The sequence below is a fragment of the Thalassotalea sp. 273M-4 genome (genome assembly GCF_041410465.1).
GTDB classification, from domain to species: Bacteria; Pseudomonadota; Gammaproteobacteria; order Enterobacterales; family Alteromonadaceae; genus Thalassotalea_A; species Thalassotalea_A aquiviva.
In genome coordinates, this window is sequence record NZ_CP166961.1 from 2,900,366 (window position 1) to 2,917,806 (window position 17,441).

12 protein-coding genes and 1 tRNA gene are annotated in these 17,441 nt (G+C 42.6%); all 13 read right to left on the bottom strand.

Going from position 1 to position 17,441, the window contains the following annotated elements; genetic code table 11:
- Nucleotides 1-99 precede the first annotated feature (99 nt).
- A complete protein-coding gene (gene tuf, locus ACAY00_RS13035; protein WP_371374513.1) occupies nt 100-1,284 on the bottom strand; it encodes an elongation factor Tu in 1,185 nt (394 codons plus the stop codon).
- 57 nt (nt 1,285-1,341) lie between these two features.
- Complete coding sequence (gene fusA / locus ACAY00_RS13040; RefSeq protein ID WP_371374525.1) at nt 1,342-3,450, bottom strand: elongation factor G; 2,109 nt, start codon at nt 3,448-3,450, stop codon at nt 1,342-1,344.
- A gap of 89 nt (nt 3,451-3,539) precedes the next feature.
- The gene (gene rpsG / locus ACAY00_RS13045; RefSeq protein ID WP_371374528.1) at nt 3,540-4,013 is read right to left on the bottom strand and encodes a 30S ribosomal protein S7; all 474 of its coding nucleotides are present in this window, start codon (nt 4,011-4,013) and stop codon (nt 3,540-3,542) included.
- 84 nt (nt 4,014-4,097) lie between these two features.
- A complete protein-coding gene (gene rpsL / locus ACAY00_RS13050; protein ID WP_371374531.1) occupies nt 4,098-4,472 on the bottom strand; it encodes a 30S ribosomal protein S12 in 375 nt (124 codons plus the stop codon).
- 206 nt (nt 4,473-4,678) lie between these two features.
- Nucleotides 4,679-8,893: a DNA-directed RNA polymerase subunit beta' gene (rpoC, locus tag ACAY00_RS13055; protein WP_371374534.1), complete on the bottom strand. Its 4,215-nt coding sequence runs from the start codon at nt 8,891-8,893 to the stop codon at nt 4,679-4,681.
- Between the two features lie 84 nt (nt 8,894-8,977).
- Nucleotides 8,978-13,006, bottom strand: a complete 4,029-nt coding sequence (rpoB, locus tag ACAY00_RS13060; RefSeq protein WP_371374537.1) for a DNA-directed RNA polymerase subunit beta — start codon at nt 13,004-13,006, stop codon at nt 8,978-8,980.
- A gap of 253 nt (nt 13,007-13,259) precedes the next feature.
- Complete coding sequence (gene rplL, locus ACAY00_RS13065; RefSeq protein ID WP_371374540.1) at nt 13,260-13,628, bottom strand: 50S ribosomal protein L7/L12; 369 nt, start codon at nt 13,626-13,628, stop codon at nt 13,260-13,262.
- A gap of 75 nt (nt 13,629-13,703) precedes the next feature.
- Nucleotides 13,704-14,198, bottom strand: coding sequence for a 50S ribosomal protein L10 (gene rplJ / locus ACAY00_RS13070; RefSeq protein ID WP_371374542.1), 495 nt, complete (start codon nt 14,196-14,198; stop codon nt 13,704-13,706).
- 320 nt (nt 14,199-14,518) lie between these two features.
- Complete coding sequence (rplA, locus tag ACAY00_RS13075; protein ID WP_371374544.1) at nt 14,519-15,217, bottom strand: 50S ribosomal protein L1; 699 nt, start codon at nt 15,215-15,217, stop codon at nt 14,519-14,521.
- 3 nt (nt 15,218-15,220) lie between these two features.
- A complete protein-coding gene (gene rplK / locus ACAY00_RS13080; protein WP_371374547.1) occupies nt 15,221-15,649 on the bottom strand; it encodes a 50S ribosomal protein L11 in 429 nt (142 codons plus the stop codon).
- Between the two features lie 514 nt (nt 15,650-16,163).
- Complete coding sequence (gene nusG / locus ACAY00_RS13085) at nt 16,164-16,712, bottom strand: transcription termination/antitermination protein NusG (protein WP_371374549.1); 549 nt, start codon at nt 16,710-16,712, stop codon at nt 16,164-16,166.
- A gap of 2 nt (nt 16,713-16,714) precedes the next feature.
- On the bottom strand, nt 16,715-17,095 hold the full coding sequence (gene secE, locus ACAY00_RS13090; protein ID WP_371374552.1) for a preprotein translocase subunit SecE: 381 nt from the start codon (nt 17,093-17,095) through the stop codon (nt 16,715-16,717).
- Nucleotides 17,096-17,157: 62 nt separating this feature from the next.
- Nucleotides 17,158-17,234, bottom strand: a tRNA-Trp gene (locus ACAY00_RS13095).
- Nucleotides 17,235-17,441: the final 207 nt, after the last annotated feature.

The following is a 17,441-nucleotide window of genomic DNA, read 5'->3' on the forward strand; positions in this document are numbered from 1 at the left end:
AACACACACGGTTATCAGCCTGTACCCTTGCCTTAAAAACAAAAAAGAGCGCCGAAGCGCTCTTTTTTTAGGTTTAGTGTAAAACTAAATCAGTCGAAATTATTCGATGATTTTAGATACAACACCAGCACCTACAGTACGGCCACCTTCACGGATAGCGAAACGTAAACCTTCGTCCATCGCGATTGGGTTGATTAGCTCTACAACAAACTTTAAGTTGTCGCCTGGCATTACCATTTCTACGCCTTCTGGTAACTCAACTGCACCAGTGATGTCCGTTGTACGGAAGTAGAATTGTGGACGGTAACCTTTGAAGAATGGCGTGTGACGACCACCTTCATCTTTAGTCAGTACGTATACTTCTGACTCAAACTTAGTGTGTGGCTTGATTGAACCAGGCTTACACAATACTTGACCACGTTGTACTTCATCACGCTTAGTACCACGAAGAAGAACACCACAGTTCTCACCCGCACGACCTTCGTCTAGAAGCTTACGGAACATCTCTACACCAGTACATGTTGTCGTTGTTGTATCTTTGATACCAACGATTTCTACGTCATCACCTACACGTACGATACCACGCTCAACACGACCTGTTACTACTGTACCACGACCTTGGATTGAGAATACGTCTTCGATTGGAAGAATGAAATCACCATCGATTGCACGCTCTGGCTCTGGGATGTATGTGTCTAGCTCGTTTGCTAGCTCAAGAATCTTCTCTTCCCACTTCGCTTCACCGTTCAATGCACCTAGTGCTGAACCTTGAATGATTGGTAAGTCATCACCTGGGAAGTCGTATTCTGAAAGAAGTTCACGTACTTCCATCTCTACTAGCTCTAGTAACTCTTCGTCGTCTACCATGTCACATTTGTTTAGGAATACGATGATGTAAGGTACACCAACCTGACGAGAAAGAAGGATGTGCTCACGTGTTTGTGGCATTGGGCCGTCTGTTGCCGCTACTACTAAGATAGCGCCGTCCATTTGAGCTGCACCTGTGATCATGTTTTTAACGTAATCGGCGTGACCTGGACAGTCTACGTGCGCGTAGTGACGGTCTGCTGTATCGTACTCAATGTGAGACGTGTTGATTGTGATACCACGCTCACGCTCTTCTGGAGCGTTATCGATTTGAGCGAAGTCACGTAATTCACCACCGTGAGTTTTTGTAAGTACTGCAGAGATAGCAGCTGTTAGAGTTGTTTTACCGTGGTCAACGTGACCGATAGTACCAACGTTAACGTGCGGTTTCGAACGTTCAAATTTTTCTTTAGCCATTTTAAAAATACCTTAAAGTGTAAAATTGCACAGCACTTCACTGTGCAAACAAAAATATTAGTAACCCAATCGAGATTGAGTAATTGCTTCTGCAACATTTTTTGGAGCTTCACTGTATTGTTGAAACTCCATCGAATAGGAGGCACGACCTTGGGTAGCACTACGTAAATCGGTAGCGTAACCAAACATTTCAGCCAGTGGCACAATGGCATTCACTAACTTCATTCCCGCCGGTCCTTCATCCATTCCTTCAATCATTCCACGACGACGATTTAAATCACCCACAACATCTCCCATGTTTTCTTCAGGAGTTGTTACTTCGACCTTCATCATCGGCTCTAATAAAACAGGGTTAGCTTTTAAAGCCCCCTCTTTAAAGCCCAATGAAGCAGCGACTTTAAATGCCATTTCATTGGAATCAACATCATGGAATGAACCATCAAATAACGTCACTTTGATATCAAGCATAGGGAAGCCGGCTAACACGCCGTTATCCATTTGCTCAGCACAACCTTTTTCAACGGCGCCCCAATATTCACGAGGAACGGCACCGCCAACGATTTCGCTTTCAAATTGAAAACCTTCGCCTTCGGCAAGAGGTTCCATTTTTAACCAAACGTGACCAAATTGACCGCGACCGCCAGACTGACGCACAAACTTGCCTTCTACTTCTACCGCTTTGCGGATAGTTTCGCGATAAGATACTTGTGGCTTACCAACGTTACAGTCAACTTTAAATTCGCGTTTCATTCGATCAACGATAATGTCTAGGTGAAGCTCACCCATACCAGAAATGATTGTCTGGCCTGTTTCGTCATCGGTTTCAACGCGGAAAGATGGATCTTCTGCCGCCAATTTACCTAAAGCAATACCCATTTTTTCTTGGTCTGCTTTGGTTTTTGGCTCTACGGCAACAGAGATTACAGGTTCTGGGAATTCCATACGCTCAAGGGTTATAACCTTGTTTGGATCACATAATGTATCACCAGTGGTTACGTCTTTTAAACCAATGAATGCTGCGATGTCACCAGCGCGAACTTCTTTGATTTCCTGACGGTCATTAGCGTGCATTTGTACAATACGGCCAATGCGTTCTTTTTTCGACTTAACCGGGTTGTATACGGAATCACCTGAATTAACCACACCTGAATAAACACGAACAAACGTTAACGTGCCAACAAATGGGTCGGTTGCAATCTTAAATGCTAATGATGCGAAAGGCGCTTTATCATCGGCTTCACGAACACCTTCGGATTCATCTTTGTCATCATTAATACCGCGAATCGCTTCAACTTCTGTTGGCGAAGGCATGTATTCAATAACGCCATCAAGAACCGCTTGTACCCCTTTGTTTTTAAACGCAGAGCCACAAGTACAAAGAATGATTTCATTGTTTAAGGTGCGCTGTCTTAATCCCGTTTTGATTTCGTCTTCTGATAAGTCGCCTTCGTTAAGGTACTTATCCATTAACTCATCACTTGCTTCAGCCGCAGCTTCAACCATATGCTCACGCCATTCGTGGGCAAGATCTTGCATATCGGCTGGGATTTCTTCGTAAGAGAAAGTCATCCCCTGGTCTTCTTCATTCCAGTTGATTGCTTTCATTTTTAGAAGATCGACAACACCTTTAAATTCTTCTTCGGCACCAATTGCAATTTGGATTGGAACTGGATTGGCCCCAAGTCTGTCTTTCATTTGCTCAACAACGTTTAAGAAGTTGGCACCAGCACGGTCCATCTTATTGACGAAAACCATACGTGGGACAGCATACTTTTCCATTTGTCGCCAAACGGTTTCGGTTTGAGGTTGTACACCTGAAGAAGCACAAAGAACAAGAACAGCACCATCAAGTACACGCAATGAACGCTCTACCTCAATGGTAAAATCAACGTGTCCTGGGGTGTCAATAATATTGATACGGTGCTCATCAAACTGACCTTGCATACCTCGCCAAAAACAGGTTGTCGCAGCAGATGTGATCGTGATGCCACGTTCTTGCTCCTGCTCCATCCAGTCCATGGTTGCAGCGCCATCGTGGACCTCACCAATTTTGTGAGATAAGCCGGTGTAGAAAAGTACCCTTTCCGTAGTCGTGGTTTTACCAGCATCTACGTGGGCGCAAATACCGATATTACGATAACGCTCTATTGGGGTTGTTCGAGCCAAAATAATGTCCTCTTTCTAAGGTTGTTAGTGCTTTTAGTTGCCTTAGATTGCAGAAAAGGATAGCTACTAATGTAGCTATCCAGATGTTATTACCAGCGGTAATGTGCGAACGCTTTGTTCGCTTCAGCCATACGGTGAACGTCTTCACGTTTCTTAACAGCTGAACCTTTGTTGTCAGACGCATCTAGCATTTCGTTTGCTAGGCGCTGAGCCATTGATTTTTCACCACGTTTACGAGCAGCTTCAACTAACCAACGCATGGCTAGAGCATTACGACGAACTGGACGAACTTCAACTGGCACTTGATAAGTAGAACCACCTACACGGCGAGATTTAACCTCAACCTGTGGACGGATGTTATCTAGAGCAACTTCGAAAAGCTCTAAATGTTCTTTATCTTTTTGCTTGTCAGCTAAAATGTCTAATGCACCGTAAACAATTTTTTCTGCTGTAGATTTTTTACCATCAACCATAAGGATGTTGATGAATTTCGCTAAAAGTTCACTATGGAACTTCGGATCAGGTAAAATTTTACGCTGTCCTACGACACGTCTTCTTGGCATTTTTCAATACTCCGATAGTATTTCAGGAATTTCCCAAAACAATAGTTAATTTAAAGTTGTTTGGCCTTACTTGACGGAGTTCCGTTAAGATTTAGGGCGCTTAGCACCGTACTTAGAACGGCCTTGTCTTCTGTCGTTAACACCAGAACAGTCTAGTGCACCACGAACGGTGTGGTAACGCACACCTGGTAAATCTTTAACACGACCACCGCGGATTAAGATAACGCTGTGCTCTTGTAAGTTGTGACCTTCACCACCAATGTAAGAAGTTACTTCGTAGCCGTTAGTTAAACGTACACGAGCTACTTTACGTAGTGCTGAGTTTGGTTTCTTTGGTGTAGTTGTATACACACGAGTACATACGCCACGACGTTGTGGACAAGCTTGTAACGCAGGTACGTTACTTTTTGTTACTTGTCTAACACGTGGTTTACGTACTAGTTGGTTAATAGTTGCCATTAATGGGCTCCTGGTTAGTTAAATTTGTGCTTATATCACAGTTTTTTTCTGTAACTTTCACACGCTCATAAACGTGAAAAACCGCGACCCTACGTTGAGGGTCGCGGAATTTTATAGGTGATGCACCTTACTGTCAAGTTCTAGCGCAAAAGATCCTTGATCTTTTTTGTTGCGCTATGATCTTTTCAGTGTTCTAAACGCGTTGACTATTCGTCAGCACCTGAGCTTAGACCACCCAGTAAATCAGCATTTAATGCATCTGTTAATGCTTGTTCTGCATCTTCAGCGGTTACGGTTAAGTCTTCTTCTACAACCACTTCGCGCTTTTTAGCACGTTGTTGATGATAAGAGTAACCTGTACCTGCTGGGATCAGACGACCAACAATAACGTTTTCTTTCAAGCCACGTAAGTCATCCTTCTTACCAGCAACGGCCGCTTCCGTAAGAACGCGAGTCGTTTCTTGGAACGACGCTGCTGAAATGAACGATTCCGTTGCAAGTGATGCTTTAGTAATACCTAGCATTAGTACTTGGTACTCTGCAGGTTGCTTGCCTTGAGCGATAAGTTCGCGGTTTGCGATCTTCACGCGTGCAACTTCAACTTGCTCACCTGGTAAGAACTCACTGTCACCTGCTTCAAGGATTTCACACTTACGTAGCATTTGACGAACGATAACCTCAATGTGTTTATCGTTAATCTTAACACCTTGTAAGCGATATACATCTTGTACTTCGTTAACAATGTAGTTCGCAACATGATCGATACCACGTAAACGTAAGATGTCATGTGGTGACTCAGGACCATCGGCGATAACTTCACCTTTTTGTACAGCTTCACCTTCGAACACGTTAAGTTGACGCCATTTTGGAATCATCTCTTCGTAAACTTCACCACTTTGTTGGGTGATCAGTAGACGACGCTTACCTTTGGTTTCTTTACCAAAACCAATGATACCTGATTTCTCAGCAAGAATGGCTGGCTCTTTTGGTTTACGTGCTTCAAATAAGTCAGCTACTCGAGGTAGACCACCAGTAATATCACGTGTCTTAGAAGACTCTTGTGGAATACGCGCTAACGCGTCACCGATGTTTACTTCAGCGCCATCTTCTAGGTTAACAATCGCATTACCTGGCAAGAAGTATTGTGCAGGAATATCAGTACCTGCAATCATCACGTCTTTACCTTTGGCATCAACTAGCTTAACCATTGGACGCATTTCTTTACCCGCTGAGCTACGCTGTGCAGCATCAGTGATAACGATACTTGATAAACCTGTAAGTTCATCCGTTTGACGCGTCATAGTAACTGATTCGATAAGGTCAACAAATTTGATCTTACCAGCTACCTCAGTAATGATTGGGTGCGTATGTGGATCCCAGTTTGCAATGGTCTCACCAGCGTTGATTGCTTCGCCGTCCGCTTTCGCTAATACCGCACCGTAAGGAACTTTATAACGCTCTTTCTCACGACCCAACTCATCAATTACGGTAAGTTCTGATGAACGTGAAGTAATAACCAGCTTGTTGTCAGAATTGGTAACGAACTTAGCGTTTTGCAGCTTCAATGTACCGGTGTTTTTCACCTGTACCGAGTTCTCTGCTGACGCACGAGATGCCGCACCACCAATGTGGAACGTACGCATCGTTAACTGTGTACCTGGCTCACCGATTGATTGAGCAGCAACAACACCGATGGCTTCACCTTGGTTGATCATATGACCACGTGCCAAGTCACGGCCGTAACAGTGTGCACAGATACCAAAGTCAGTATTACATGTGATGATTGAACGAACCCAAACTTGATCCACTGAGTGTTCTTCTAAAATGTCACACTTAGCTTCATCTAATAAGGTATTACGAGCAAACAGAACGTCTTCTGTACCCGGGTACATAACATCTTGTGCTACCACACGACCTAGAACGCGTTCGCGTAATGGTTCTACAACGTCACCACCTTCAATTAGTGGCGTCATTAATAGACCTTCTTCCGTACCACAATCTACTTCGGTAACAACCAAATCTTGTGCAACGTCAACTAGACGACGAGTTAGGTAACCCGAGTTCGCTGTTTTCAATGCGGTATCGGCCAAACCTTTACGCGCACCGTGAGTTGAGATGAAGTACTGTAGTACGTTCAGACCTTCACGGAAGTTCGCAGTGATTGGGGTTTCGATGATTGAACCATCTGGTTTTGCCATTAGACCACGCATACCGGCTAACTGACGGATCTGAGCGGCACTACCACGAGCACCAGAGTCAGCCATCATGTAGATAGAGTTGAATGAGTCTTGCTCTTCCATCTCACCGTCACGGTTAAGCACTTGCTCTTTTGACAAGTTGTCCATCATTGCTTTTGAAACTTTTTCGTTAGCAGATGACCAAATATCGATAACTTTGTTGTACTTCTCACCAGCCGTTACAAGACCTGATTCGAATTGTTCCTGAATTTCAAGAACTTCTTCTTCAGCGGCTTCAATGATTGTGTACTTAGCATCAGGAATAACCATGTCATCGATACCAACCGATGCACCGGCGATCATTGCGTAATGGAAGCCTGTGTACATAATGTGGTCAGCAAACATAACCGTGTCTTTCAGACCTAGGTTACGATACGCGTGGTTAATTAGGGTTGAAATTTGTTTCTTACCTAAGGTCTTGTTAACCAACTCAAATGGTAGACCTTTAGGACAAACCATCCATAAAATCGCACGACCAACTGTCGTATCAATCAATGACGTTACTTCTTCGCCTTTCACTAATTGAGTTACACGAATTTTTACACGTGCATGCAATTCTGCAACGTCAGTACGGTAGGCTTTTTCAGCTTCTTTAACAGAGCCAAATACCATACCTTCACCTTTACCATTAACACGATCACGCGTTAGGTAGTAAAGACCTAATACAACGTCCTGAGAAGGAACGATGATAGGGTCACCGTTAGCAGGTGATAATACGTTGTTGGTAGACATCATTAGGGCACGTGCTTCTAACTGCGCTTCCAGCGTTAGAGGTACGTGTACAGCCATTTGGTCACCATCGAAGTCAGCGTTGTACGCCGCACACACGAGTGGGTGTAGGTGAATCGCTTTACCTTCAATTAGTACCGGCTCAAATGCTTGGATACCAAGTCTGTGAAGTGTTGGTGCACGGTTAAGCATAACCGGGTGTTCACGGATTACTTCATCAAGTACGTCCCAAACTTCGCCACCTTCACGTTCTACTAATTTTTTAGCCGCTTTAATCGTAGTCGCTAAACCACGTGCTTCTAATTTACCGTAGATAAAAGGTTTAAATAGCTCTAATGCCATCTTCTTAGGAAGACCACATTGATGTAGACGTAAAGTTGGGCCTACAGTGATTACAGAACGACCTGAGTAATCAACACGCTTACCTAGAAGGTTCTGACGGAAACGACCTTGTTTACCCTTGATCATATCAGCAAGAGATTTCAGAGGACGCTTGTTAGAACCCGTAATTGCACGACCACGACGACCGTTATCTAATAGAGCATCAACAGACTCTTGTAACATACGTTTTTCGTTACGTACGATAATGTCTGGTGCTACTAGGTCTAGAAGGCGCTTCAAACGGTTGTTACGGTTGATCACACGACGGTATAAATCGTTTAGATCAGATGTCGCAAAACGACCACCATCTAGTGGAACTAGAGGACGTAAGTCTGGTGGAAGGATTGGTAATACCGACATGATCATCCACTCTGGCTTGTTGCCTGATTGAGCGAATGCTTCCATTAATTTTAAACGCTTGGTGATTTTCTTACGCTTAGTTTCACTACCAATTTCTGGTAATTCTTCGCGCATTTGTTCAATTTCACCTTCAAGATCAATTTCTCTTAATAGGGCTAGAACAGCTTCTGCACCCATTTTAGCGTCAAATTCATCACCGTGTTCTTCAAGAGCATCTAGGTACTCTTCTTCGGTAAGGATTTGGCCACGCTCTAATGTTGTCATACCTGATTCGGTTACAACATAAGATTCGAAATAAAGAACGCGTTCAATATCACGCAATGTCATATCAAGTAATAAACCGATACGAGATGGCAATGATTTTAAGAACCAAATGTGTGCTACAGGGCTAGCTAGTTCAATGTGGCCCATACGGTCACGACGAACTTTAGTTAGGGTAACTTCAACACCACATTTTTCACAAATAACACCACGATGTTTAAGGCGTTTGTACTTACCACATAAACATTCGTAATCTTTTACTGGGCCGAAAATACGGGCACAGAAAAGACCGTCACGCTCTGGTTTGAACGTACGGTAGTTGATGGTTTCTGGCTTTTTAACTTCACCGTAAGACCATGAACGGATCATGTCTGGTGACGCTAGGCCAATTCGAATACCATCGAATTCTTCAGTTTGATTTTGTTGCTTAAGAAACTTAAGTAAATCTTTCACACTCTGTCTCCTGTCGGAGTTAACATCAAAGGAGGGCTACGCCCTCCCTGTATTCTGTCGGGAACCTTTAGCTAGGCTAATCGGTTATTCCTGATCCAATTCGATATTGATACCTAACGAACGGATTTCTTTCAACAATACGTTGAACGATTCAGGCATACCTGGTTCCATACGGTGATCACCATCAACAAGGTTTTTGTACATTTTAGTACGACCGTTAACGTCATCTGATTTCACCGTTAGCATCTCTTGCAGGGTATAAGCAGCACCGTATGCTTCTAATGCCCATACTTCCATCTCACCGAAACGCTGACCACCAAATTGAGCTTTACCACCCAATGGTTGCTGAGTAACAAGTGAGTAAGAACCTGTAGAACGCGCATGCATTTTGTCGTCTACTAAGTGGTTCAGTTTCAGCATGTACATGTAACCAACGGTTACTGGACGCTCAAACGCACGACCAGTACGGCCATCATATAAGGTGAACTGGCCACTTTCTGGCATGTCCGCTAAACGGAATAGCTCTTTGATCTCTTTCTCTGCTGCACCATCGAATGCTGGTGTTGCAATTGGAAGACCTGCGCGCAAGTTGTCTGCTAAACGCAATACTTCGTCGTCAGAGAAACTGTCAATGTCAACTTCCTGATGCGAGTTACCTACGTTGTAAACTTCTTTTAAGAACCCACGAAGCTTGATCAGCTCTTGTTGTTCTTTCAACATACGGTCAATCTTTTCACCGATACCGCGTGCAGCCATACCTAAGTGAGTTTCAAGGATCTGACCGATGTTCATACGTGAAGGTACACCTAGCGGGTTAAGAACGATGTCTACTGGCTCACCATTCTTGTCGTATGGCATATCTTCCACAGGAACAACGTTAGAAATAACACCCTTGTTACCGTGACGACCCGCCATCTTATCACCTGGTTGTAGGCGACGTTTTACCGCAAGGTAAACTTTAACAATCTTAAGAACGCCTGGTGCTAAATCGTCACCTTGAGTGATCTTACGACGTTTCACTTCAAACTTCTTATCAAAGTCTTGTTTAATCGCGTCATACTGCTCTGCGATTTGCTCAAGTTCAGTTTGTTGTGCTTCATCGCTTAAGCTTTGGTTTAACCATTTGTCACGAGACATACCGTTAAGGTCTGATTCGTTGAAACCAGCGCTTAGAAGCAATTTCTTCGCACGTGCATAAATGCCATCTTCAAGAATGCTAAACTCATCACCCAAGTCTTTCTTAACTTGTTTCAGTTGCATTTCTTCAATTTCAAGTGCACGAGCATCTTTCTCTACACCATCTCGGGTAAAGATTTGTACATCGATGATGGTACCTGATACTGAGTTTGGTACACGTAAAGAGCTGTCTTTAACGTCAGCGGCTTTCTCACCGAAGATAGCACGTAATAGTTTTTCTTCTGGGGTTAACTGGGTTTCACCTTTAGGTGTAACTTTACCTACAAGGATGTCACCACCGTTAACTTCTGCACCAATGTAAACAACACCTGACTCATCAAGTTTGCTAAGCGCAGATTCACCTACGTTAGGGATATCTGAAGTAATTTCTTCAGCACCTAACTTGGTGTCACGAGCGATACAAGATAATTCCTGAATATGAATAGTGGTGAAACGATCTTCTTTCGTTACACGCTCAGAAATCAACATTGAATCCTCGAAGTTATAACCATTCCACGGCATGAACGCGATACGCATGTTTTGACCTAGAGCCAACTCACCTAAATCGGTAGAAGGGCCATCAGCTAAAACATCACCACGTTGTACCGGCTCACCAACATTACACGTAGGACGTTGGTTGATACATGTGTTTTGGTTAGAACGAGTGTATTTTGTTAAGTTGTAGATATCGATACCGGCTTCACCAGGTACCATTTCATTTTCGTTAACACGAACAACAATACGAGACGCATCGACATAATCTACCACACCACCACGTTTGGCTACGGCGGTTACACCTGAGTCAACAGCGATGGTTTTTTCCATACCTGTACCCACTAAAGGCTTATCAGCTTTTAATGTTGGTACCGCTTGACGTTGCATGTTCGCACCCATCAAGGCACGGTTAGCATCATCGTGCTCTAGGAATGGAATAAGTGATGCCGCCACAGAGATGATCTGCTGTGGAGATACATCCATATACTGAACTTGCTCTGAAGACATAAGAGTAAATTCGTTCTTATGACGACAGTTTACTAGACCTTCAACAAGTTTGTTGTTGGTATCAACTTCAGCGTTTGCCTGAGCGATAACAAAGTTACCTTCTTCGATAGCAGATAAGTAATCGATTTCATCGGTTACTACGCCATCGACTACCTTACGATAAGGGGTTTCAAGGAAACCGTAATCGTTGGTACGCGCATAACAAGATAACGAGTTGATCAAACCGATGTTTGGACCTTCAGGCGTTTCGATTGGACATACACGACCGTAATGGGTTGGGTGAACATCTCGAACCTCGAAACCAGCACGTTCACGCGTTAGACCACCTGGGCCTAAGGCAGAGATACGACGTTTGTGCGTTACTTCTGATAACGGGTTGTTTTGGTCCATAAATTGTGACAATTGTGAAGAACCAAAGAATTCTTTAACCGCTGCAGAAATAGGTTTTGCATTGATCAAGTCTTGAGGCATGATGGCATCAAGGTCACCTAGTGATAAACGCTCACGAACGGCACGTTCAACACGAACTAAACCAACTCGGAATTGGTTTTCAGCCATTTCACCAACAGAACGAATACGACGGTTACCTAAGTGATCGATATCGTCCACTTCGCCTTTACCATCACGAATTGAGATCAATGTTTTCATAACATCGATAATATCGTCTTTTGATAGTACGCCTTCACCTGTGCTCTCATCACGACCAACACGACGGTTGAACTTCATACGACCAACAGTTGAAAGGTCGTAACGCTCGTCAGAGAAGAAAAGGTTGTCAAATAATGCTTCAGCCGCATCTTTTGTCGGTGGCTCACCTGGGCGCATCATACGGTAGATTTCAACTAAGGCTTCTAAACGGTTAGTTGAGCTGTCGATACGTAAGGTGTCAGACATGTATGAACCACAATCGAATTCATTCATGTATAAAGTGTCAAACTCTTTGTAACCCGCTTCTGATAATTCAGCTAACAATTCTAATGTTAACTCAGTGTTTGCTTCAGCAATCACTTCACCAGTGCTTTTGTTAACGTAATCTTTAGCTAATGAACGACCTACAATATAGTCTGCAGGTACTTCTAATGTAGATACGTTTTCTTTGTCTAGAGTTTTAATGTGACGAGCCGTGATACGACGGCCCTGTTCTACTAATACGTCGCCGTTTGGTAATTTAATGTCGAACGTTGCAGTTTCACCACGTAAACGATCAGGCACAAGCTCCATAACTAGCTTGTTTTTCTTAATTTCAAAACGGGTAGTATCAAAGAAGGTCTCTAGGATTTCTTCTGTTGAGTACTCAAGTGCACGCAAAATAATAGATGCAGGCAATTTACGACGACGGTCGATACGTACGAACAGGTTGTCTTTTGGATCAAATTCAAAGTCTAACCATGAACCACGGTATGGGATCACTCGGGCATTGTATAAAACTTTACCTGAAGAGTGGGTTTTACCTTTATCATGATCGAAGAAAACACCAGGTGAACGGTGTAATTGAGAAACAATAACACGCTCTGTACCGTTGATAACAAAAGTACCATTTTCAGTCATTAATGGGATTTCACCCATGTAGACTTCTTGTTCTTTAATATCTTTAACTGTACCAGCAGCGGCTTCTTTATCATAAATAACTAAGCGCAGTTTTACACGCAATGCCGCAGAATAAGTTACGCCACGGATTTGACATTCTTTAACGTCAAATAATGGCTCACCTAAACGGTAGCTTACGTACTGTAATTCTGAACTACCAGAATAACTTTTAATTGGGAAAACACTGCGAAATGCGGCTTCTAAGCCTACTTCACCAGTAGTGTCGATATCAATAAACTTACGGAAGGATTCAAGTTGGATCGATAAAAGAAATGGATAATCCATAACTTTTTCGCTTTTACCAAAGTCCTTTCTAATTCGTTTCTTCTCAGAATAAGAGTAAACCATGGGTTCCTCATCTTGCTGGTTATGGCCGGATCTGTCTGTAAAGACAGGAATAAATCTAAACAATTACCTAATTTGAACGCAAATCTTAATTGTTAAATTTAAGTAATGTTTAATAATGCACTGTTTTGATTTAAAAAAAAACCAAATATTTTTAGTTTTAAAAAAAATCGTTATCTTTAGCGCAAAAAGGCCGGTGACAAAAAATCACCAGCCATTGCCCAAATATTAGGCAGATAATCTGTCAAAAGACAGATTATTTGATTTCAACCGTAGCACCGGCAGCTTCAAGTTCTTCTTTAAGAGCTTCAGCTTCTTCTTTAGATACGCCTTCTTTGATAGCTTTAGGAGCAGCTTCAACTAACTCTTTAGCTTCTTTAAGACCTAGGCCAGTAGCACCACGTACTGCTTTGATTACAGCAACTTTCTTCTCGCCGAATGAAGCAAGAACTACGTCGAATTCAGTTTGCTCAGCAGCAGCTGCACCAGCATCGCCACCAACAACAGCAACAGCTGCAGCAGCAGAAACGCCGAATTTTTCTTCCATTGCTTCTACTAGTTCAACAACATCCATTACAGACATTTCTGCAATAGCATTTAAGATATCATCTTTAGAGATAGACATATTCATCTTTCCTATTTAAAAAAACAGCCAACACGCTGTTATGTATAACTATATAAATACAAGCTAACAGCGCAATTAAGCTGCTTCTTGCTCTTTCTGATCGCGAATTGCAGCAATAGTACGGGCAAGTTTGCCTGCAGATGCTTCTTTCATAGCGCTCATTAAACGTGCAATTGCTTCGTCGTAAGTTGGAAGTTTCGCTAGTACTGAAACGTCAACTGCGTTACCTTCGAATGCTGCTGCTTTAAGTTCTAAGTTTTCGTTAGTTTTAGCGAAATCTGAGAACAAACGAGCTGCGGCACCTGGGTGTTCGTTAGAGAATGCAATTAGTGAAGGACCAACTAAAGAATCTTTGATAGATTCAAACTGAGTACCTTCTAAAGCGCGACGTGCTAAGGTGTTACGAACAACTTTCATCCATACACCGTTTTCACGTGCTTCTTTACGTAAAACAGTAATTGCATCAACTGTAACACCGCGAGAGTCTGCGATTACAACTGATTGAGCGCCAGCAGCCGCTTCTTGAACTTCAGCAACAATTGCTTTTTTATCATCAAGATTGATAGCCATTGGCTTTAACTCCTGGTTCAACCGGATAAACCGGTAATTAAAACTCCTAAACAAACAATCTCATTTGTCTAGGCCATTACGGCGAGAGCCAGGTATTTAAGGAAATTCTTAATACTTGGGTAACACCATCTACGTAGGAAATTAAGTCATTATTACCACACTCATAAAGTGCTTAAGGCTTTAATCACACCTACGGTCTTGGACGGGAGCAGAGTAAACAAAGAAATCTATCTCCTTGTAGTATGCTAAACATACCCTCTGCACCTACCAAATTTTAGGGGCGAAATTATAGTCTAATTTCTCCCCCTTGTAAACGACAATTAGATGTCAGATAACGAACTTTGAGCGATAGCTACACCAGCACCCATAGTTGTTGAAAGACTGATCTTCTTGAAGTAAGCACCTTTAGCTTGAGCTGGCTTAGCTTTCTTAAGAGCAGCCAATAAAGCAACAAGGTTTTCTTCTAATTGTGCGTTTTCGAAATCTACCTTACCGATAGTGGTATGGATGATACCGTTCTTGTCGTTACGGTAACGAACCTGACCAGCTTTTGCGTTTTGTACCGCAGTAGCTACGTCTGGAGTTACAGTACCAACTTTAGGGTTAGGCATAAGACCACGTGGACCTAGAACCTGACCTAGTTGGCCAACAACACGCATTGCGTCTGGAGTAGCGATAACAACGTCAAAGTTCATTTCGCCTTTCTTAACTTGCTCAGCTAAGTCTTCCATACCAACGATATCTGCACCAGCTTCTTTAGCTTTCTCAACGTTAGCACCTTGAGTAAATACTGCAACGCGAACGTCACGACCAGTACCGTTTGGTAGTACAGCTGCACCACGTACGTTTTGGTCTGATTTACGAGCATCAATGCCAAGGTTTACAGAAACATCTACACTTTCTTTGAAGTTAGCTGTTGCTAGTTCTTTCAACAAAGCTAATGCTTCATTGATTTCATATTCTTTTAAAACGTCTACTTTTTCACGGATAAGACGAGCGCGTTTTGATAATTTAGCCATTGATTAGTCCTCTACCACTAAACCCATTGCACGAGCAGAGCCGGCAATTGTACGCACTGCAGCTTCCATTGAGCCAGCAGTTAGATCAGGTTCTTTCATCTTAACGATTTCTTCAAGTTGAGCTGTAGTAACAGTACCAACTTTCTCAGTGTTAGGACGACCTGAACCGCTCTTGATACCAGCAGCTTTCTTAAGTAAGTAAGAAGCAGGTGGAGTCTTAGTTTCAAAAGTGAAAGAACGATCGTTGTACACAGTAATAACTACTGGTACTGGAGCGCCTTTGTCTAATGAATCTGTTTTTGCGTTGAACGCTTTACAGAATTCCATGATGTTTACACCGTGTTGACCTAGTGCAGGACCAACTGGTGGTGACGGGTTAGCTGCACCAGCAGCAACCTGTAGCTTGATTAAAGCTTGGACTTTCTTAGCCATGATAATACCTTTCAGTATGGGTACAAACGCAGCGCTATACACCGCTCCCCGTTAACAAAAAACGATTTTAATGAAACAAGGCACAGTTCACTAGTTTATAGCAATTACACCCCCTAAAAATTGTCTAACAACTTTCAGGTGTTCAAATAAAATCGGCGGTGGATTATATTATAACCAGTAACGCTAAGGCAAGCGGGAATTGCCTATTTAAGTAAAAAAGTGGTTATTTTTTAACTAGCCTAGCCCATATACTGGATCAAACGTGATAAAACCCGTACTCGGTGTGCCCTAAATAGCGAAACAATGGTTATAAGTTAATAACGTATGGCGTTGAACAAGGTGATTCTGATTTTATGAAAGGGTTACAACAGCGTCGAGATAACTAATGGTTAATGGGTTAATGGGTTAATGGGTTAATGATAGAACGGTTGCCATGGATATGGACCTATCCCCCGTTTAAAACAAAAAACCAGGCAATCGCCTGGTTTTTTTAAATGCTTTGATACGTTTATGCTTATACTTTTTCAACTTGAGAGAACTCAAGCTCAACAGGTGTAGCACGACCAAAAATTGAAACAGAAACTTTAATTCGGCTTTTCTCGTAATCCAATTCTTCAACAACACCGTTAAAGTCAGCAAATGGACCGTCAATAACGCGTACCACTTCGCCTGGTTCGAATAATGTTTTAGGTCTTGGCTTGTCAGTTGAATCTTCAAGACGTTGAAGAATTCTGTCTGCTTCACGCTGAGTAATGGGTGCTGGACGATCACTCGTACCACCAATGAAACCAAGTACGCGAGGCACACTTTTCACTAAGTGCCATGCTTCTAAATCTTCAGGCACCATTTCGACAAGAACATAGCCTGGGAAGAATTTACGTGCACTTTTGCGCTTTTGGCCTGCACGCATTTCAACAACTTCTTCGGTCGGTACTAATATCTGACCAAATTTATCTTGCAGGCCATTAATTTCGATATGTTCCAACAAGGTTTTTTGTACACGCGCTTCATAACCAGAAAAGGCTTGTACAACATACCATCTTAATTTTCTTTCTTCGGACATAATTAAACCTGAATAGAAGTAATGAAATTAACAGCTTTATATAATAAAGTATCGATAAGCCATAATAACAACGACATAATTAATGTTGCTACTAAAACAATACCGGTAGTTTGTACCGCTTCTTGACGAGTTGGCCATACTACTTTACGTACTTCTGTACGAGCTTCTTTGGCAAATGCCATTGCATTGCGACCTTTTTCAGTCTGCATTGCAACTAAACCAGCAATCACAACACCTGCAACTGCAGCAACGGCGCGGATCAATACTGATGCTTCACCGAAATAATAATTACCAAAAACGATACCACCAAGAATTAGAATTACTAGCATCCATTTTGGTGTATCTAGAGAACCAGTTTCTTGGTTTTCTGTACTTGCATTCATAACTACTGACCTGTTCCCGTCATCTAGACAAACTTTCTCGCGTACTGCGAGAATTAGAAATTTGGCAGGGGTGGAGAGACTCGAACTCCCAACCGTCGGTTTTGGAGACCGCCGTTCTACCAATTGGAACTACACCCCTAATATTTTATCGGACCATCACAGTACCGATATACTTGCCATGTGGGTTCTGCTGTTTCAAAGGGAAAATAGAGAATTACATGAGAAGTGAATGGGTATTATACTTAGCTTCTGTAATTACTCAAGATCTAATTGTTGTTCAATTCATCTATTGGATAAATTTTCTTCAGCGCACTCAGGTACTGGTAACAAGGCATAACGTCCTGAC